General features: G+C 42.2%; 25 protein-coding genes. 3 read left to right on the top strand and 22 right to left on the bottom strand.

The features are described 5' to 3' along the window. Positions 1-123: 123 nt before the first annotated feature. From ltrA to QUA58_RS28185, 3 genes are all read right to left on the bottom strand, one after another. Positions 124-1,836 carry a group II intron reverse transcriptase/maturase gene (gene ltrA / locus QUA58_RS28175; RefSeq protein ID WP_333397380.1) on the bottom strand — a complete coding sequence of 571 codons (1,713 nt, stop codon included), beginning with the start codon at positions 1,834-1,836 and terminating at the stop codon, positions 124-126. Positions 1,837-2,412: 576 nt separating this feature from the next. After that, complete coding sequence (locus QUA58_RS31680) at positions 2,413-2,562, bottom strand: RRXRR domain-containing protein (protein ID WP_445301911.1); 150 nt, start codon at positions 2,560-2,562, stop codon at positions 2,413-2,415. A gap of 452 nt (positions 2,563-3,014) precedes the next feature. Continuing rightward, positions 3,015-3,272 (bottom strand): hypothetical protein, encoded by a 258-nt coding sequence (locus QUA58_RS28185; RefSeq protein WP_333397384.1) that lies wholly within the window; start codon positions 3,270-3,272, stop codon positions 3,015-3,017. Between the two features lie 469 nt (positions 3,273-3,741). Here QUA58_RS28185 and QUA58_RS28190 point away from each other — a divergent pair, with 469 nt between their 5' ends. Next, positions 3,742-4,239, top strand: coding sequence for a hypothetical protein (locus QUA58_RS28190; RefSeq protein ID WP_333397386.1), 498 nt, complete (start codon positions 3,742-3,744; stop codon positions 4,237-4,239). Positions 4,240-4,318: 79 nt separating this feature from the next. Here the strand turns inward: QUA58_RS28190 and QUA58_RS28195 are convergent, their stop codons facing one another. From QUA58_RS28195 to QUA58_RS28285, 19 genes are all read right to left on the bottom strand, one after another. Next, positions 4,319-4,594 (bottom strand): hypothetical protein, encoded by a 276-nt coding sequence (locus QUA58_RS28195; protein WP_333397389.1) that lies wholly within the window; start codon positions 4,592-4,594, stop codon positions 4,319-4,321. 10 nt (positions 4,595-4,604) lie between these two features. Continuing rightward, the gene (locus QUA58_RS28200) at positions 4,605-5,087 is read right to left on the bottom strand and encodes a DUF1822 family protein (protein ID WP_333397392.1); all 483 of its coding nucleotides are present in this window, start codon (positions 5,085-5,087) and stop codon (positions 4,605-4,607) included. A gap of 38 nt (positions 5,088-5,125) precedes the next feature. Then, positions 5,126-5,863, bottom strand: a complete 738-nt coding sequence (locus QUA58_RS28205) for a hypothetical protein (RefSeq protein WP_333397394.1) — start codon at positions 5,861-5,863, stop codon at positions 5,126-5,128. A gap of 169 nt (positions 5,864-6,032) precedes the next feature. Next, entirely contained in the window at positions 6,033-6,623 is a 591-nt protein-coding gene (locus QUA58_RS28210) for a hypothetical protein (RefSeq protein WP_333397396.1), read from the bottom strand. 80 nt (positions 6,624-6,703) lie between these two features. Next, positions 6,704-7,054 (bottom strand): DUF3846 domain-containing protein, encoded by a 351-nt coding sequence (locus QUA58_RS28215; RefSeq protein WP_333397399.1) that lies wholly within the window; start codon positions 7,052-7,054, stop codon positions 6,704-6,706. A 27-nt stretch (positions 7,055-7,081) separates the two neighbouring features. Further along, the gene (locus QUA58_RS28220; RefSeq protein WP_333397401.1) at positions 7,082-7,474 is read right to left on the bottom strand and encodes a hypothetical protein; all 393 of its coding nucleotides are present in this window, start codon (positions 7,472-7,474) and stop codon (positions 7,082-7,084) included. Positions 7,475-7,509: 35 nt separating this feature from the next. Then, positions 7,510-7,710 (bottom strand): hypothetical protein, encoded by a 201-nt coding sequence (locus QUA58_RS28225; RefSeq protein WP_333371640.1) that lies wholly within the window; start codon positions 7,708-7,710, stop codon positions 7,510-7,512. 46 nt (positions 7,711-7,756) lie between these two features. After that, a complete protein-coding gene (locus tag QUA58_RS28230) occupies positions 7,757-8,317 on the bottom strand; it encodes a hypothetical protein (protein WP_333397403.1) in 561 nt (186 codons plus the stop codon). Between the two features lie 46 nt (positions 8,318-8,363). Beyond that, complete coding sequence (locus QUA58_RS28235; protein WP_333041322.1) at positions 8,364-8,642, bottom strand: hypothetical protein; 279 nt, start codon at positions 8,640-8,642, stop codon at positions 8,364-8,366. A gap of 81 nt (positions 8,643-8,723) precedes the next feature. Further along, entirely contained in the window at positions 8,724-9,320 is a 597-nt protein-coding gene (locus QUA58_RS28240; RefSeq protein ID WP_333397405.1) for a hypothetical protein, read from the bottom strand. Between the two features lie 96 nt (positions 9,321-9,416). Beyond that, complete coding sequence (locus tag QUA58_RS28245) at positions 9,417-10,088, bottom strand: MT-A70 family methyltransferase (protein WP_333397408.1); 672 nt, start codon at positions 10,086-10,088, stop codon at positions 9,417-9,419. Between the two features lies 1 nt (position 10,089). Beyond that, the gene (locus QUA58_RS28250) at positions 10,090-10,473 is read right to left on the bottom strand and encodes a hypothetical protein (protein WP_333397410.1); all 384 of its coding nucleotides are present in this window, start codon (positions 10,471-10,473) and stop codon (positions 10,090-10,092) included. Next, entirely contained in the window at positions 10,470-10,706 is a 237-nt protein-coding gene (locus tag QUA58_RS28255; RefSeq protein WP_333397412.1) for a hypothetical protein, read from the bottom strand. Before QUA58_RS28255 ends, QUA58_RS28250 begins: the two co-directional genes overlap by 4 nt. Before the next feature lie 108 nt (positions 10,707-10,814). After that, the gene (locus QUA58_RS28260) at positions 10,815-11,156 is read right to left on the bottom strand and encodes a DUF6283 family protein (RefSeq protein ID WP_333397414.1); all 342 of its coding nucleotides are present in this window, start codon (positions 11,154-11,156) and stop codon (positions 10,815-10,817) included. A gap of 156 nt (positions 11,157-11,312) precedes the next feature. Further along, positions 11,313-11,696 (bottom strand): hypothetical protein, encoded by a 384-nt coding sequence (locus tag QUA58_RS28265; protein WP_333397415.1) that lies wholly within the window; start codon positions 11,694-11,696, stop codon positions 11,313-11,315. An 82-nt stretch (positions 11,697-11,778) separates the two neighbouring features. Beyond that, on the bottom strand, positions 11,779-12,192 hold the full coding sequence (locus QUA58_RS28270; RefSeq protein WP_333342048.1) for a DUF6876 family protein: 414 nt from the start codon (positions 12,190-12,192) through the stop codon (positions 11,779-11,781). Between the two features lie 58 nt (positions 12,193-12,250). Beyond that, positions 12,251-12,553, bottom strand: coding sequence for a hypothetical protein (locus tag QUA58_RS28275; protein ID WP_333342050.1), 303 nt, complete (start codon positions 12,551-12,553; stop codon positions 12,251-12,253). 81 nt (positions 12,554-12,634) lie between these two features. After that, positions 12,635-14,203 carry an AAA family ATPase gene (locus QUA58_RS28280; protein ID WP_333397418.1) on the bottom strand — a complete coding sequence of 523 codons (1,569 nt, stop codon included), beginning with the start codon at positions 14,201-14,203 and terminating at the stop codon, positions 12,635-12,637. Positions 14,204-14,546: 343 nt separating this feature from the next. Beyond that, positions 14,547-15,749, bottom strand: coding sequence for a hypothetical protein (locus tag QUA58_RS28285; protein WP_333397420.1), 1,203 nt, complete (start codon positions 15,747-15,749; stop codon positions 14,547-14,549). 692 nt (positions 15,750-16,441) lie between these two features. On the opposite strand from QUA58_RS28285, the gene QUA58_RS28290 reads away from it, so the two are divergent. Together QUA58_RS28290 and QUA58_RS28295 are read left to right on the top strand one after the other, a co-directional pair. Next, on the top strand, positions 16,442-16,828 hold the full coding sequence (locus tag QUA58_RS28290) for a hypothetical protein (RefSeq protein WP_333397423.1): 387 nt from the start codon (positions 16,442-16,444) through the stop codon (positions 16,826-16,828). Then, a complete protein-coding gene (locus QUA58_RS28295; RefSeq protein WP_333397425.1) occupies positions 16,818-17,396 on the top strand; it encodes a hypothetical protein in 579 nt (192 codons plus the stop codon). Before QUA58_RS28290 ends, QUA58_RS28295 begins: the two co-directional genes overlap by 11 nt. Positions 17,397-17,413 lie beyond the last annotated feature (17 nt).

Raw genomic sequence — 17,413 nt, forward strand, 5'->3', positions numbered from 1 at the left:
AAGGGGTGTGAATCCCTTAGTGGAGTAGGCTCCACGTGCCGAACGACCTTTCAGGTCGCGCCCCCAACGAACCGGACGTGACACTTTCGCATCATCCGGCTCTGGCATTCTTGGACTCCGAGGTTATTTAGTACCATGAACTTTCCTGTGACAAATTTGGTGAAGGTGTATAAGATTGTCGATTTCATCTGTGCCTCCATTTGTCACTTCAGTTATGTGGTGAGTGTGGATTTGTTCTCCGTTTAGCAGGTAGTCTCCGCATTCAGTGCATCTCCAGTGCTGGAATTGAGCCACTTTGTAGAGCTTCGAGCCTTTAGCCCATACGCTACTACCCAGTTTTGATTGGCGTTTCTTCCAGTAATCTACTTTGGTTGAGTCATCTGGACTAGCTGCGCCTTCAACCTTTGTATGTCTCAGGATTGGGATGTCACTTACATCCTTGAGATAAAGTCTCTTTCTTTTTCCTGTTCTATCCTTAGTGTCGGCAAAGAATGTCCAGTGGTCATTTCCCAGTACGGTAAAGTATTTGTTCTTTACCCATTTGAGATGTTTCTGGTGGTGCCGTCTTTTACACCATTGCCATAGCATTTGTACCATTCTATGGTTGAATGTAGCGAAGATTTCCTTGCTGGAGCAGTGCCTGTAATAGTTCGCCCATCCTCTTAGTATAGGGTTTAGATGTTTGATGACTTCTTCCGGTTTTACCGTTTTGTGTCTTTTGAGCCATCCTCTAATTTCTCTGAGTTTGGCAATCATCTTATCCTTTTGAGGTTTGCAGAGCGTGGTTCCATCTGAGTAGCTTCGGATTGTAAAACCGAGGAAGTTGAACCCATCTCGCTTATTGACGATGTTGGTTTTTTCTTCGTTCAGTTCTAGTCCTCGCTTTTTCAGCCATTCCTTGATTTCAGGCAGAACGGCTTCCAAGTCTTCCTTTGTTTCGGCTGTGACAAGGAAATCATCGGCATATCTGATGTACCCAAATCTAGGATAATACCTGTTTGTGTAGTAGGTTTTGCCTTTGTATTCCCCACTCTTGCTCTGTTTGACTTTCTGGTGGTTGGATAATACTTCTCCTTCCAGTCCGTCTAGGGCGATGTTAGCCAGAAGTGGGCTAATGATACCGCCTTGGGGAGTGCCTGTTTCTGTTGGGTTAAACTTGTTAGCCTCCACGTAACCTGCTTTTAGCCACTGTTTGATTAGTTCTTTGCTAGGAATTTCTCCAATAGCATTGAGTACGTATTCGTGGCTAATGTGGTCAAATGCTCCTTTAATATCTGCGTCTAGAATCCATTCATCGCCTCCCTTTCGTAATCGGGTATGAACTTGTTCTATTGCATCGTGAGAGCTTCGCCCTGGTCGAAAACCATAGCTGTTGGCTTCAAATCTAGCTTCCCAACTCGGCTCCAGTGCGTTTTTGACCACTGCTTGCATCACTCTATCTTTGAGAGTTGGTATACCCAAAGGACGCTTTTTACCATTTGCTTTTGGAATGTATATCCTTTTAGCAGGTTTTGCTTTCCAAGGGTTCAGCTTCAGGATTTCGTGTATTAGTTGGATTCTCATCTGAGGGTTGAGAGCAAGTTGGTTATCCACTCCTGCTGTTTTCTTCCCTTGGTTAGTTTGAGTGACCCGTCTAACTGCAAGTAGCAGGTTGGACTTACTTTTTAACATAAGTGAAGTAAGGCTCCTGACCTTATTCCACTCATTCCTCTGAGTCGCACGATAAATTCTCTGTCTGAGATTTCTCACCACCTTTGTAGCAGCTTTCCAATTAAGGTCTGCCCATTTCTCAGGTAATGCGTCTGTTCCGATTTCGTTACCGAATCTATCTTTCACAGAAGTTTGATTTCCTTACGTTGGTTTATCATTAAACACCTGCCAGAATTTGGCTTCCTTTCAGTTGGAGCAAATCTTGAACTCCTATCTGCGGCATTACCCACAGCATTCGCTTTTTCTGGCATCCTTTACCCTCTAGGTATTCTGCTTTCCTTACGGTTGGCTTACTCAGACTTCGACCTGTACTGAGAACCTATAGGGCTTTCCGCAGTTCTATGTGTTTGAGATTCGTCACGGGTCGGGTTCCATCTCTACTCCGGTGGGATTATATTTCGTCGAACTAGAGAATCATCAACTCTAGTTCTACCCCCTTACCTTTTGGTGAGAGTGTTTCAGCCTGATTTCACTCTTTATTCATCACGAAGTGTACAAACGATGGTTACTGGTGATTAACCCTTTCGTGCTTCCCCTTGCTCCTTTCCAACTTAGGCTGTTAGATTAGGCTACTTTCGTGGTCTGCATTCCATTAGGTTCATTATTTACTACTAACGTGACCGGGGTAGCGTGACCCTTTTACGTGGGGACAACGGGACGAAATCCGTTGGGAGAGAAGGCTCTCCACTCAGAACACGTAGCTTAACTACGTCGCGCGATGATTGTGAATGGATATTGGCGAAACACTGCTGCTTTTCCGTGAGACAGCAACTTTCTGGCTGCTGCTGGATGAACTGGATTGCATGGATTACGATCAACATCAATTACAAAAACTGCATTTCTGTTGGGCATTTGAAATCTCCTATTGCTAGGGTAAAGTTCAACTGGTCAATGTTATCTAGGCTTGTTAGGTCAGCCACACTGCCTAAACCCAAATCGGACGTTTAATGACTAACAGCAGAGCCAAGAACTGTTGAAGCATTCTTGGGTGCTATGACCTGGATAACGTAGCTCTCAGGGAGCTTAGACGGGTCAACTATGAACTTGATTTCTCAAGCCTTCACTAAAATCTAAGATTTAGTGATAGGTCATTGACCGTAACTATTAAGCTGGCGAGTTTCTTTTGTATATTTTACCAATTTGCCATCTTTACCTGTCCAAGTACCATTTTCTCTGTCGAAGTCTAGCATTATTTACCTCCATCTCAAACCCTCACCAGCGAAGCAAAATCTTACTATTTGCTAGAAACATTACAAGAAACGTTACCAGAAACCTTGCTAGAAACAAGAAACAAAAAACCGTTATTATATCAACCACCAATTTAAAGACTGAATCAATTGTGTAGCTTTGTTAATGACTTGAGTAACGATCGACTTAGAAATAATCGGAGTATTTGATAAACCTAATTCAGAAACAGCATCAAGACAAGCACTTTCCCAAGCACTATCCTTGTTTAGAAAGATTTTGATTGGAGTTAAACCGATCGTCACATACTTTTGTCGAGAGAAGCAAATCAATTTCTCTGCTTTGCCAGTTAAAAATTGGGGGGGCAACGACTTCATGATTGACCTCACAAGGTACAAGCTGACCTTCACAGAGCCATGAAGCTTCTTCAATTACAGTACAGATTCTGAGTTTGTTTTCGACTTCAGGAGGGATTGAAAAATCTGGGTTGTGCATAATACGAACTGCTAAATCACTACTTAAGGGCGAAGCTGATAATGTTCGCTAAGTAAAGAATAGCGTTAAAATAGAATAATATTGAGTTCAAAGTGAGGAAATATGGGTGAAGCGAAACGGAGACGACAAAAAGCAGTAGGATTTGGATTTAAACCTGAGTCTGAAAGTTTAATTATTGGATGCTATCTTGCTCCAGCAGTAATAAGTGATCGACATACAGTTTACTTAGGAATCAGAAGAAAGAACTCTGACATAGTAAGCAGTAAACCGTTGTCAGTTCATACCAAGGTAACAGATGCTTTCCAAGTTCTGACAGACTGCAACGAACTCTTGAAGAAATGCTGTTTCTCAGTGAACCAATCAGATGAAAAAGTTTTTGAGTTATTCAAGGAAATGCTACTGTCTGAGTACGGAAATCATAGTGAGCAAGGCGATCGATATCAAGTATCAGGGAACATAGATGCTTTCTATGCCTGGATGAACCAAGGCAACTACCGAGATAAGAATAATCCACCGCCAGGGGTGACAATTACCCATTTAACATCGGTAGTTAGGAAACGCTACAGAGTTTTTAGCACTCCGATGAAAGAAGAATCAGCTAAATTCTATGGAAATCCCGAAGATAACTCGGTATTTCATGTAGGCGAAAGCTTCGATAATCCCATTGCCGGAACCCAAAACGAAATGTTTGTCTGGCAAAGTTATGTAACGGCAGCATTCTTCGCTGATTACCTGAATGATCATGATCAAGATTCCCTGAGCGCTGAAGATGCCCACAGACTGACTCATGAGGTACAAGATTTCATGAATCAGGAGCGTTCGCCGGGAGTTACATTACAACGCGCTTGACGGGGCGCTACTCCCGTCACTGCGCTGCTGAGTTTATACCTTGGGTATACTTCGGCTATACCCAAGGCACGGGGTTTCATTACCAATTCATCATTCTGCAAACAGATTGCCAATCCCGATCGATTTCTTCAGCAGTGAGATGAGCGATGGCACCCGCCAAGGAAGCTGTAGTGCCAAGATAAACGCCCTCTCTGTCGAATCGGAATTTATCTTCAAGTTCACATTCAGCTTTACCGATTGCTCCAGCAAAATCATCCTGTTCTGGCGGGGGGCAGTTAACTATCCAAACCGATTGAGGTCGATCAGGCTTGGGCTTCTCTGCCAAAGACATCATCAAAGTTTTTAAAGTTGCCATTGTTCTCTCCTTAAACAGTTTGTAATTGAATAGCTTCCAAATAGTCAGATAAGCGGTCAAATGGCTGAAGGTTGGTAACGGAAATTTCGACAGTATCGCCGTGGATGTCGGTAGCCGGGAGAAAGCCCAAAAGTTTGACCTTTTCTACTGACCCAGGTAATTCAACAAAGATATAAGCAATGCGATCATCTTGGGCTGGAACAATAATTCGTGTTTCTCCTTCATCAATTCGGCAGCATTGAATTTTTCCGATTCCGGGCAACATCAAGTCAGCCAATTCTAAAGCTGATTCAATTCCCACAGTCCAATCATCATCTTTATCTATCAGGGTTTCAAAGTTCATCCGCCCTAGAAGATAATTCACTGCCCACACTGTCATTGTATTGTAGAAAATTTTCAGCCCATGTTGTAGGTTTGCTTGTTCTGAGGCATAACCTAAAGCTAAATTGTAGACTTGCTGGTCGATCGGCAATTCCGTCAAATTGTCTTTCATATTCTGTGATTGAGAAATCACAGTCTAAATGCGAAGCATTAACCTGACGCAATTAATTTTTCTAATTCTTCTTCAAACCAAGGAAGTAAACTATGATAAATGCTTTGACTCGCCAATCTAGATTTAATGTTTTTGACAAATTTGGCTCCATATATTTCCTTTTGATGAGCCAACGAAACATCATAATAAGTTTGAGCGTAAGCAAATTGTAAGATTCGGACTCTTCTTAGCTTTTCGGCTGTGAGAATCTGAACCAAATAGTCGATCGAATCATTTAGCGTTTTTCTGTTACCTCTAGCCCAATTCCGATCGTGAATTTGAGAAAAGGAAACATAGATGTATCCTCCATCTAGATACCATTTTGTGTTTAGGTAGACGGTATGTATGTAATCAAGAAGTTTCTCACAAGCTAATTCCAAAGTATCTATTTTATTCTCAATGCGAATCTGTCGATGTGAAATAAGATACCACCCTACATTATCAGTAATTAGAGTCTTATTCAAAATTTCAGCAACTCTATCTTTTGCAGCGACCTTTACTTTTGGATCGATCGAGTTCCAGTTATCTCTCAAAAACTGAACTATCAAATCAAAACCAGGCTCACCATATCGACACGCTTCAGACATAGCACCAATTTGTGATGCTATATTACCTGATGCTAAACGGTTCCTGACACCGAATAAACCTCCGAGCACCGCAGTATCAGTATCGATCGGAACTAAGACTTGATTGCCGAGTACCGCATCATCTTCTCTAGGATTTTGTTCGTCTAACATTCTTCTTACCTGTTTGTCTAGTTGTGGAAAATGGGTTATACTGAACTTACTTCTGTTTTGTTGCTTCACAAACCACCCCGGATGAAGAAACAGACAACAAAACAGTGAGATACAGAACTAAAAAGCGCTAGAAACTTAGGCAACTAGCGCTTTTTTATTGGGATTAGAATTAGACTAGCTGACTGACGATCGACCGAACCTGTGTTGAATTTAAGGCAACTAAATCATCAGCATTAATCAGAGAAAGAATGACGAACAAACCCCGTAATTCTTTCCCAGTTTTGGTGAGATAGCTCAAGTTATCGTTAGAGTTTTTGTTGGCAAATATCACAGCACTCCGATCGATAAATTCGTTGTCAATTCGCTCGACATCAGCAACGTGAGTTCCAATCAATTCCAGTATGTTAAGTCTGAACTGAGAAGATTTGCGAATATCAAAACCTCTAGGCGACACCAAAATGTAATAGGTGTAGCTATCCTTGCCAATCCTATATTTCACTTTGGGTCTACCACCTGCTGTTTCTGTCGGAACTGCTTCAATCTCAACCCCGCCAGTTTGTAAAGCTAAAATGATTTGATTGACATATTCTGCTGATATATTACCTAGTTGAGCGCCAATTTCTTCGGGCAACAAAGGCGGAGATTTCTGCAGAAGGTTGTAGACACTTCTGGCAGTGTACAATCCGGGCCAGGGCAATGAGTCTTGCCCAGATATTTCGATCGCATACTGGACTATTCGACGATACAGATTGTTATCCATGATTCTTGACCGTTGATGTTGAATTGACTCTGAAATGACTCATGCCCTAGTTCTCGTTCTAGACAGGGCATGATTGGTTGCTAGCGAGGCTGTAAGGAATAGATTTTGCTTTCTTTTTTGATAATTTCTAGCTGTTTCTGAGTCAAAAGGCAGAAATCTTCAATTTGGATATTCTGTGCCACAATGAAAAGCTGTCCATGAAGAATAGTCCCATTAGGAAGAACTAAAGTTGGTTGACAACCTTTAAGCAAGAATTCGTCATCACACAGAATAGCGATCGACGGGTCAGAATAGCACTGATAAACCGCTTCCAAAAATGCTTCTTTACCTGGAATTCCTACAAGCTTTTGAATTTCAGGCAGTTTTGGTATTTCAGTTACTTGTACTTCTTGAATTCCTGTTGAGTTAATTAAAGCGTAAAATCGTGGCATCTTGGCTCCTGTAAACGACTTAGAAAATCAATCAATATCCCATAGCGAAGCACTGAAATCGTGTTCTGGTTTGACTGATTTTGGGTACAATTTCAGTTCTTCTTTGACAAGTTTGGCTTGGCGGACGTTAAGTAAGCACAAATTGTCTGGTGATTTATCAGTTGCCAGGATTAGTACCTGACCACAAACAATATCGCCATTCTGTGTCAGACAAGTTGGCTGAAGTTCTTTCGATACAGCATCAGCATCACAAAGCATGACGATCGAAGTATCAGAAAAACTCAACTCTTCTACTATTTGGAAATTCGCTGGCACTGCTTCACTACCAATTACTTCGTTAATCTCTGCGATCGTCAACATTTCAGGAGTGGTATAAACTTCTACCTCTTGCTCCTCTGTGACTAAAATGTAGTAAGGCATGGGTTAAAACTGGGAGCGACCCAGTAATTACGCTACTATTCGATCGGAATTCCAAGCAACACTTTGGCAGCTTCAGTATTTTCGGGTAAAACGTAGAGGCAAAACTTGCCTTGATAAACGTAAAACTCTAGCTGATGAGTCATTTGCTTCATAGAAGAAACAACTCTATGAAGCTGATTCAACGGAAAATCAGCTACTTTCTGCAATCCGGCAATATTTGTCTCAGGTGAAGCCATTTTTAGAACTGAGAGCGACCCAGTAATTACGCTATATCTGAAATCATTAACGACGTTTGAAAATGTAGACTTTCTCATCCAACATCCGACGATAAATTCCCTCTGTCGAATAGAACCAATCTCGGATAATTCCCTCGATATTGAGATGATTCCAGCTAAGATTATTGCGTTTTAACTGTGCATCAAAGGCTTCTTGGATAAGAATTTCTTTGACAAAATCTTCAGTGCGATCGAAACAACCTTTGTAATCTTCTTGAAAGTTTTTCAAGATTTCTGGTTCTTGCCGATGATCGTAGAAGGAGAAATAGACACAAAATGGCTTGCCATATTTGAGAATTCCTTTACCTACTTGTGCGATAAATGGGATTGGCATTTCTGGTGTCATCAGAAACTCAACGCTGTGAAAGCGTTGAAATGAACTAATTTTGACAGAACCATTAACTGAAGCCTGAATGTATTCAATATTTTGCTGCATTTCAGAAGCGTTGATAGCATCAATCCAAGTACCCTGGAAAGAACCTTCTTGTTGAAGATAAATTCGGGGTACATCGCATTGTTCATTAGTTGGAAAAGGTAAATTAATCAAAGGCTCAGAATTCGATCGCATGATAGTTATCAACTGGGAGCGACCCAGTTATTACGCTCTTCCTAATTTACAGGGATTTTTCTGTAGCTCTACACAAATTACTAACTGCTTCGAGATGTTCTGGGGCAACATAGACTCTAAAAGCACCTTGTTTCCAGAGCGCATCAGGGTCAAACAGATGAAACTTTATTAGGTATTGAAACTCACTATTTTTCAGTGCAGTTTCGATTGATTCATGCTGATATGCAAAGAAATCACTTACAGTAATAAATCCGTTTTCAGTGGTGTCTGGCAATTCATTAGATTCGGATTCTGTCGTTTTGCAGTCGTTATCAAGGTTAGTCATGATTGTCAATACGAGAGAACAAATCAATACCTTTCTGCGAAGCACTAACCCAGAGACTTAAGTTAACTCCAATTGCTTCCATCATCGTTTGTACTTTCCTGAAAGTGTGTAGTAAGCAGTTGTTATTTCATCTTCATCGGCAGTCAAAGTTAAGCGATACACAGAGTTATTCCAGTTGTAGATTTCGGGAGCTTTGAATGCTATTAACTCAGTTTTGAATGCTGTAAACCAACCCTCTCGGCAAGCGTCGTACATCCGCAAACATACGATTATTTTTCGATTGTAATCTTTGATTAGGTAGCGTTTGATGCCTTGCACTAGACGAAATTCTGAGAGTTTTTCTAGTTCTTTTTTGGCAAAGTCAAAGCCTGTATCACCGAAGTAAGTTGCTCGTTTCTCATCATAAAACTGATCCTCAAACGGGATAAACTTTGGTATATCCCACATTTCAGGATTTGAATTAGCTAAATCATGAGTTCTGTACAAATAACCTACTAACTCGGTTCCGTCACCGGTGAACTGTGTAACCTCCATTTCCCCGAGCAATTTCAGGACTTCGATATAAGTTTTCGAGACAATTTCTGGAGAGTTTTCAGCAGCCAGATAGCGATATTCCTGGGCTCGAACAATGTAGCTGTCCTCGTCAATCGTTACAACTTTTATGGAATCATCAAGCATGATGGTAAATAGGAGAAGACAAATCAATATCTCAAAGCGAAGCACTAATGGAGAAATTTAACCCTAGTAATTCCGCTGAAAACTAGGGTTAAGTCATCAAACTAAAGCATTAGGCAAGTTAGCTTCAGCACCCCAGGCATCCCAGTTAGGGCGTTGTTGCCGAGCGAATAGTTCAATCCTTGACGGCTGCGATAACTTGCCCAACCTCTCACAATTTTCCAGTCTCTGACCAAGACTATTGGCAAGAACCCAAAACTCTTCAGGTTTCTTTGAATGTTCCTGACGACGGGCACGAATGATGTTAGGAACATTGGTCATTCCGAGTGTAGTCATGCTAGGAGCATTACCCTTTGTTCCTACTAATAAGTGTTCGGTACAGGTGCGACCATAATGCCCCATTCCCATGTGGGGTTTTCCAGCGATCGTCACCTTCTCCCAAGTGAATGTACTTTTATGTTCATATCCCCACGCTAGGAGACATTTGAAGGCTAAGAATTGGTGATTGTTCGTTGTCCAGAGAAGGATATAGGAATCATCACCTCCGATCGCACCGATCGGCATATCCAAAATCTGCTGGTCAGTCATCGCAGGATACGGACACCGCCCCCGGTGGCTGGGGTCTGTTTCTCGCAAATGGAAATCCCAAGGCGGGTCCGCAACTATCAAGCGATAATCCTTGCAAGGAACCGGGGGGAGATTTGGGATTAGATTGATGGCGATCGATAGTTTCAGTTGTCCTACCGTGTCATCAGCTTTGTAAGTTTTCATCCTAATTTCTACTTTCTTTCGAGGTTTGTTTGGATGCTTGCTGCTGCCGTTTCTCTTGTTCAGCCTGCTCTTTGTTGATAACTAATCCGTTATAGAAAAATTCCTGTGCTTGTTTAATTTTCACAGAATTCTTATTTAGGGCTTCAGCAATCAAATACTTGAGGATTTCCACCGAACTTTGACCATCTAATCCCGTTACATTTTGAACAAGTTGAGAACCAATGGCAATATATGCTACTTCAAATTCTGTTGCGCCTGCTAGAACTTTAATTGCAAATTGTTCCAAACTCCAGTTATTCGATCGAGCTGTTTCAAAGACTTTATCAACCTCTTTTTGAATTCTTGCAGCTTCGTCTATTACTTGTTGTTCTCTCTCAGCATTCATGATATTAACCCCAATTTTTTTACTTCTGAAACTTTGATACTTCGTAAAGCACAGCCGTATATCTCGATATAGATATAGGTGATAATTTGACCTTCAGCGATCGAATCTTGAGCCGTTTTACGATTAAACAAGAAGAACATTCCCCACCAAGTTAAAATCATTGGCGGTTCCTGCAAAACTTCTGCTGTCATATTTTTTTTATCAATGATTTCTAGGACGACAATGTGTTTCATGCTGTGAGTGATTTGAGAGAAAAGCAGCTAAGATATAAGATAAAGTGCTTTTCTCAAAGCTTAAAAGCGAAGCGCTAATTTAACTATGACTTTACGAGTGTCAAAGAATTAGTCTTTTAAAGTTTCAGCAAAAGTTGCCCGTTGTGCGCCATCAATCTCAAGCTGTTTTATTTGACCTGAGCGCATCAATACCAATCGGAGAATTAGATTATTGTGGCGAAGTTGGTGATAAATCCAGCCGAGGCATTCAAGCAGTTTCTCATCAGTGGAATAGTGACAACCCATTGCGACATTATGGCTTGTTAATTGTTCTAACAAATCTAGATGTGGATTAGCGATCGTCTCATTCAAAGCTTGATGATTTTCCCGGTTATAGCCAGGAATTTGGCTCAAATCTCGGTCTACTTTCCACGGGCAATTAGCGCATTGTTTGGTTTGTGTGAGTTGCATGATTAGTATTTGACAGAAATTATCCGATGCGCTACGCGCCCGCAAGCTACGAATTCGTCTCTGACAATTTTGGGACTTTGGTTAAACATCATTCCACAGTGTCGGCAAGTAAAGTGTCTCAAGTATCCTAATTGACCAAGAAACAGTAGCTGACCACTACAGATTTTGCATTTCAAATTCTCCATTTTCGTTTTCCTCTTTGAGGGTGTTGTTGATAATTAAACCTTGATTAATTAAATCGACTGCCCAGTGTACGATCGAAGCATTTTTTTCAAGAGTTCCCTTAGCTAGAAATCGCAGGAATTGCAACATTTCGTCTCCCTGAAAACTTGTGCTGTGGTGAATCATGCGACTGGCGATCGCTACATAAGGCGCTTTTTGTTGCACTGCATTTACCCAAGTCTCAATAGCAAAATCGGCTGTTTTGACCTGATTAATGATTGCTTCAGCAAAAATTATGTCAACCTCGGCCTGCAATGCTTCCAATTGTTTTTGCTTTTCTTGGAGTGTGATTTCAGGGATTTTTTGGCTGTCAATCATTTGATTTGCTCCTATGTAATTTGGGTGATTGAGTGTCTCTGTCCAGTTTCCTGTGTTGGATAAATGGACAGATTCTTAAGGCTTAATTTTCCTGTGGCAACAGAAGAATTTTCTCTTGTACATAAAGCTTGATTTCTGGCAACGGAAAATCAGTAATTGGTATCTGTTGAATAATCGCAGGTTTAGTTTCGGGGGTTGGTGAATCTTCCCAACAAGTCAATACCGCAGCATTACTTCCTCTGGGCTTAATAAACTCATGTGCATTTCCGACATGAAGGAACCAAAGTTGAAACTCTGTTAAACGGTGAATTCGGTTAGCTCTGGGCTGATGAGAGCCGATCGCATCAATCAACCAGTAGCATTCAGCATTCTCAGCTAAGTATTTGACTCCATCGGTGTACTGAATTCCAAGCCAATGTTTGAAATATTGCTCAGTTCCACAGAAATGTTGCAAATTCTTCGACAGTGTTTCAGCATCCATTTTAACTTTTGACATAATCTGACTCACAAACTCAAAACATCACTTCCTTACAGCGAAGCATTACACGACTATTTCAATGTTCTGAACCTTTATTTTCAAATGTTTCAGTTAATTTGTCATCAATAGCAAAAGCAATAATTCCGATCGCATCTCTAATCGCTGTTTCATCTCCCTGCTTAGAACGCAAAAGTAGTAAAGGAATTCTGCTTTTATCAGGAAATACCTCATTAATCAAAATCAAAGCATTTTCGTTACCAGCGAGGGCGGTTGACCAAATCACTGAGGCAAACGCCCAACTATTTATTACTTCTTTTCTGCCTTCATCAGTATCGATCGTTTCCAAGCTTGATAAAGGATGAACAAAATGGGGTTCCATATTTTGCCTTAATTTATGTGAACAATTCCTAAATCAAAAAGCGAAGCATTTGTAACCTTTGGCTTCGCTTTCTGATAATGATTAATTTTCGTCAACCTCAAGAGGTGAGAGATGAGAGTAGGAACTCACAGGTGTTTCAGTACGATCGGTAATGCTGGCGGATTTAGCGCCCGATCGAATTGCCCAAGTTTTCAGCTCGTCAATTTGACCTTGAGCAATCCGCGCTAACGGGACGCAGCCAGTAATCGCTATGGTCAAGTCTCGCTCTGTGAATTCGCGTCCAGCACTGAAGCCGTTTTGCATCGCGTCGTAGATAACTTGCTCAATCTCCGCACCAGAGAAACTTTTTGACTGCTCTGCCAGTAGCTTCAAGTCGAAATTCCCTAGCTTGACTCGATCGGGTCGGACGCGAGTGAGGTGAACTTGAAAAATTTGCTCCCGCTCTGTGAGGTTCGGCAGGTCAACCCAGAAAATTTCATCGATCCGTCCCTTGCGGATCAACTCGGCGGGGAGGACTTCGGCGCGGTTCGCAGTCATCACCACAAACACTGGCGCGGTCTTTTCTTGCATCCATGTCAGGAGCGCGCCGAATACCCGCTGACTTGTCCCTGAATCTCCATCCATGCCAGACGTGATGTTGGCGAACGCTTTGTCTATTTCGTCTAGGAATAAAATCACCGGTGCGATCGCCTCGGCTAACTTAATGACGTGTCTGATGCGGTTCTCGCTTTCGCCGACCATGCTCCCGAACACGCGCCCGACATCGAGGCGCAGCAGAGGCAATTTCCATTCAGCAGCAATGGTTTTGGCTAAGAGACTTTTGCCTGTTCCCTGAATGCCGGCGAGTAACACACCTTTGGGGTTGGGCAAACCATACTCGCGGGCTTGGTCACTGAAAGAGTGCGATCGAACCTTCACCCATTGCTTGAGATTTTCGAGTCCGCCGATCGACTCCAGACCTGATTGAACCGGGATAAATTCGAGGATGCCTGTCTCTCGGATGGTTTGGCGCTTTTCCTCGATGACCGCAGCGAGGGCCCGAATATCAACTTTTCCAAGAACTAAGCACTTGGCAAGGACGCGAGAGATTCGGCACCGAGTCAGCCCCTGGCAAGCCTTTGTTAGCTGTTGCCGTTGTTCTGCGTTGAGTTTAATTTCCTTGCCAACCAGTCGATCGATCAGCTTTGATATCTCATCGATGGTCGGCAGCGAGATATCCACTACCGTAATTTCTTCGCGCAGTTCTTGTGGAATTCTCAGTTGGTCAGAGAGGATAACGAGGCAGCGACGGTCACGGGCTATTTGTTTTGCCAGATTTTTCAGTTCCCGGACGATCGCTAGTTGGTTACTTGCTATCTGCCCATTCGCACCCGGTGCAATCAGAGTCGCGATGTCTTTCATGACAAAGACAGTGACTTGTTCCATTGTCGGCGCTTTGCTAATCCGCTCCAAGGCTTGCATCGGATTTCCCTTGGATGTACCCGAATCCGTCCAACCACGGGCAAAATCCCAGAAGTAGATTTGCCCTTCCTTAGCTTTTGCTATATCACACAAAATTTCTTCGGCGGTTTCCTCTTCTGGGCTTACTACCCACAACAAAGGAAATCGTGCCATCAACATTAGCTGAATTTCTTTTTTTAAGTCTATCATGTTTCTATCCCCTGATTAAGTAAGTCGGCGCTTTAAAACGCAACTATGTAAACGATGTAAAGTGTCTAAATGCTTTCTACTGGCTAACTTAAGCCTATTTACATACGGTTACATTCTGCGGTTTGATCCCGTCTATCTACTTACTACCGATTACCAAGTACCGATTGCCAATTACCCTATTACTGCTTGACGATTAGTGGTTGATACGAGAGTGATTATGAGTATTGAGTTTAAGTCCTCACTTAATACTTAAAACTCCAACCCCGAAACCCAAACTTTCTCTCTTTTTTCTCAGTAACAGTTGTTCAAAGCTGTTACTGAGTTTTTGTTTATGTTTCTGTTTCTAGTGAACAAGAGCAAGTTTTGGTTTCTTGCTTTTACTGGAATTTTTTTCAAAAACATTGTCAGAAACGTTGTCAGAAACGTTGTCAGAAACGTTATCAGGAATGTTATCAGGAATGTTGTCAGGAGTGTTATCAGGAGTGTTAGCCGATGATAAATTAGCCACGATGCCTTTCAACTCTTCAATTTCTTTGAGGGCATCAGACAAATCAGCCTGGAGTGTTTCATTTTCAACCATAAGCTGAGCATCGGTAACTTGATCTGAATCATCAAATTCTCGATCGACTTCTAAAGCCCCACTGATTTTCTGTTGACTTTGCAGATTAGTGATTGTCGTGGAAGCTTCTTTAAGTTGCGATCTCACTTGTTCTAGTTGAGATTCAAGAACTTCTTTCTCACCAACTTGTGCTTGGAGAGTTTGAATTTGAGCATGAAGGCTAGAAACTTCACGTTCCCGCGCTTCGATTTTTCCTGTAAGTTGTGAAATTTCAGAGATTCGATCGCGGGCTGCCGTTTCAAATTCAGCAACTTCAACCAACCGTTGTTCGGCAAGTGTAAGTTTTGCTTGTAGTTCGTTGCGATCGGCTTGTAGCGAGTCCAACCGATGACGAAATTCTTCAGAATCTGCCAATTGTTGCTTGTTCAGATTCATGTACGCTTCTTTGAGTTCGAGTTTCTGACGTTCGTACTCAGATTTGTAAAAATTCAGCTCCATTTCCATTTTCGGAAATCCTTGGAGTTGTTGCCGAAGAATGTCATTCTCCGCAGCCAGCGATTTCATTCGATCGCCACTGATACTGGTATCCGCCTTTTGGTAAGCGAGGCGATAGATGGCAAACGCCATTTGCTTCATGACTGCCAGGAATTCTTCAGGCACTTCTGATTCATCAAGCAATCCATCGTCTACGATTTCCAGCAATGCCATTACTAAATCTTTTTCAGATTTTCCTTGCTTGAGCATCGACAGATTATCTTCCCGCCATTCACGGACGAGTTTGCACACTATATCAGTGCTACCCCCGATTCCATAGATTTCTTTGAGGGCGGCGCTGACACTGCGGACTGCGACCCCTACACGGTTTTTCTGAAGTACAGCGCACGCAAAATCCACCATTTCTCGGTTGATTCCTGTGTATTGTTGAGCGCGATCGAACTCAAATCCAGTTAAATCAAGGCTTGTAAACGTTGTCGGTAATTTTGGCATGGTTTTTTTAACTCGGTAATTTTGGACGTTCTGTTCTTAAATCAGCAACCATCTCCTGCAAAATTTGACAAAAAGACTCCGCACTTCCTTATGAAGCAATGTTGCGTTTGGTCATTTTTTAATGCCTGAGAATTTCAACAGAACATAGACGTTCGCTTACCTCATGCTAAATAACTTGCGCCTTCCTGTCAATGGGCTGAATATTTTTTTTACTCGTTGCCAAAACTAAGTCATACAGATTGCATTGGAGAACGAGACACATCTCCAAAGTCTCTCTAGGCGTCAGTTTAGGCTCAAATTTTCCGTTATTCCATTCCCTAATGCTTTTGGGAGTAATCTTGCGGTCGCTTCCGATTTCCGCAAACCGTCTAGTCAGAATTTCAGCAAACTCTTTTTGGCTGAAACCAGCTCTCTGATACAGGTTCATAAAGCTATGCTCATCTATTTTTTTTTTCATGTGCGTAAATAACGCACACCGGTGTTCTATACTGACTATAGCGCACATCGGTGTTCGCTTCCTAGTAAATGATTCAAGACAGAGTAATGGCTGTCTTAAGTCATAAAAAACAACCAGCGATAGGACTGAATGACACCTCAGCCCTGTCGCTACTACTATTTTCGCAGCCTTCTCAGCAAATTCATGCAGATACGAATCCTGAACGCAAAAACCACCTAAAAACGCCAATTTTTCTGTGCAGGTACAGTTTTCCTGCATAGAAAAGCTTGGTTATGCAAGCGGATTGTCGCCTGTGACAAGCTGCAACCACGAAAAACTGTCTCCTGAAAATCAAGTACGGAGTTTTATGACCAATAACGGGTGGTGCCGATCGAATTATCACAAAAACGGCAAACGTCGCTTTGGACAGCTAGCAAACGGATTCTGTAACGAATGCAGCATTTTATCCGTGATGCAAGTACAGAGCAAAGATGCCGATAAAATCACTCCTCTCGAAGGAAAAATATCAGATTTGGAAGAAAAACGCGATCAACTTAATTCAGAAATCAAAGGACTTCGGTTCAAATTAGCATCCCTCATCAAATCAAGGGAAAAATCAGGAGAACAAAATCATGAGAATTGAAATCGATCGTGAATTGGCACAAAAACACCTGAACTACTTGGGATATCAACCAGGTGAAGCTTTCTTTAGATTTTTCTATCACAGCTCGGACGATCGTAAAAAAAAGGACAAAGGTCGCAAAGAAAATGGTGTGGACTGGGAAACAATAGAAAATCATCAGACAGACGGGCGCGGGGTGTACATCGTGGTTAATGGTGCGGGCGGAGGACACACCGATGCTGACATCACACAATGTTGTGCCATTTTCTGTGAATGGGATGATATCCCGCTAGCCGAACAATTTGAAAAATGGAGCGAAGTAGGTTTTGTTGAACCGACCTTCACCATATTTAGCGGTGACAAGTCGATGCAACCGTATTGGCTGTTTGAGGAGCCGATCGCACCGGAACAATGGCGGGAACTGCAAGTGCTTCTGATTCAAGTCATGGAAGCAGACGAGAGCAATAAAAATCCCAGTCGTGTTTTTCGGCTAGCGGGTGCGTGGCACGTTAAGCCCGATCGCGAACCCGTTAAAACTGAGATCTTGCACCATTCTCAATTAGCCCTTGCATTGTGTACCCAAATGTGAAATAAAGGGCGTATAAA

Source organism: Microcoleus sp. N9_A1, from assembly GCF_036701795.1.
Lineage (GTDB): Bacteria > Cyanobacteriota > Cyanobacteriia > Cyanobacteriales > Microcoleaceae > Microcoleus.

What these genes read in the sequence shown, in the direction of transcription:
- QUA58_RS31680 (WP_445301911.1), bottom strand. Translation starts at nt 2,562, where the DNA reads ATGCCCAACAGAAATGCAGTTTTTGTAATTGATGTTGATCGTAATCCA.
- QUA58_RS28185 (WP_333397384.1), bottom strand. Translation starts at nt 3,272, where the DNA reads ATGAAGTCGTTGCCCCCCCAATTTTTAACTGGCAAAGCAGAGAAATTG.
- QUA58_RS28195 (WP_333397389.1), bottom strand. Translation starts at nt 4,594, where the DNA reads ATGGCAACTTTAAAAACTTTGATGATGTCTTTGGCAGAGAAGCCCAAG.
- QUA58_RS28200 (WP_333397392.1), bottom strand. Translation starts at nt 5,087, where the DNA reads ATGAAAGACAATTTGACGGAATTGCCGATCGACCAGCAAGTCTACAAT.
- QUA58_RS28205 (WP_333397394.1), bottom strand. Translation starts at nt 5,863, where the DNA reads ATGTTAGACGAACAAAATCCTAGAGAAGATGATGCGGTACTCGGCAAT.
- QUA58_RS28210 (WP_333397396.1), bottom strand. Translation starts at nt 6,623, where the DNA reads ATGGATAACAATCTGTATCGTCGAATAGTCCAGTATGCGATCGAAATA.
- QUA58_RS28215 (WP_333397399.1), bottom strand. Translation starts at nt 7,054, where the DNA reads ATGCCACGATTTTACGCTTTAATTAACTCAACAGGAATTCAAGAAGTA.
- QUA58_RS28220 (WP_333397401.1), bottom strand. Translation starts at nt 7,474, where the DNA reads ATGCCTTACTACATTTTAGTCACAGAGGAGCAAGAGGTAGAAGTTTAT.
- QUA58_RS28225 (WP_333371640.1), bottom strand. Translation starts at nt 7,710, where the DNA reads ATGGCTTCACCTGAGACAAATATTGCCGGATTGCAGAAAGTAGCTGAT.
- QUA58_RS28230 (WP_333397403.1), bottom strand. Translation starts at nt 8,317, where the DNA reads ATGCGATCGAATTCTGAGCCTTTGATTAATTTACCTTTTCCAACTAAT.
- QUA58_RS28235 (WP_333041322.1), bottom strand. Translation starts at nt 8,642, where the DNA reads ATGACTAACCTTGATAACGACTGCAAAACGACAGAATCCGAATCTAAT.
- QUA58_RS28240 (WP_333397405.1), bottom strand. Translation starts at nt 9,320, where the DNA reads ATGCTTGATGATTCCATAAAAGTTGTAACGATTGACGAGGACAGCTAC.
- QUA58_RS28245 (WP_333397408.1), bottom strand. Translation starts at nt 10,088, where the DNA reads ATGAAAACTTACAAAGCTGATGACACGGTAGGACAACTGAAACTATCG.
- QUA58_RS28250 (WP_333397410.1), bottom strand. Translation starts at nt 10,473, where the DNA reads ATGAATGCTGAGAGAGAACAACAAGTAATAGACGAAGCTGCAAGAATT.
- QUA58_RS28255 (WP_333397412.1), bottom strand. Translation starts at nt 10,706, where the DNA reads ATGAAACACATTGTCGTCCTAGAAATCATTGATAAAAAAAATATGACA.
- QUA58_RS28260 (WP_333397414.1), bottom strand. Translation starts at nt 11,156, where the DNA reads ATGCAACTCACACAAACCAAACAATGCGCTAATTGCCCGTGGAAAGTA.
- QUA58_RS28265 (WP_333397415.1), bottom strand. Translation starts at nt 11,696, where the DNA reads ATGATTGACAGCCAAAAAATCCCTGAAATCACACTCCAAGAAAAGCAA.
- QUA58_RS28270 (WP_333342048.1), bottom strand. Translation starts at nt 12,192, where the DNA reads ATGTCAAAAGTTAAAATGGATGCTGAAACACTGTCGAAGAATTTGCAA.
- QUA58_RS28275 (WP_333342050.1), bottom strand. Translation starts at nt 12,553, where the DNA reads ATGGAACCCCATTTTGTTCATCCTTTATCAAGCTTGGAAACGATCGAT.
- QUA58_RS28280 (WP_333397418.1), bottom strand. Translation starts at nt 14,203, where the DNA reads ATGATAGACTTAAAAAAAGAAATTCAGCTAATGTTGATGGCACGATTT.
- QUA58_RS28285 (WP_333397420.1), bottom strand. Translation starts at nt 15,749, where the DNA reads ATGCCAAAATTACCGACAACGTTTACAAGCCTTGATTTAACTGGATTT.
- QUA58_RS28295 (WP_333397425.1), top strand. Translation starts at nt 16,818, where the DNA reads ATGAGAATTGAAATCGATCGTGAATTGGCACAAAAACACCTGAACTAC.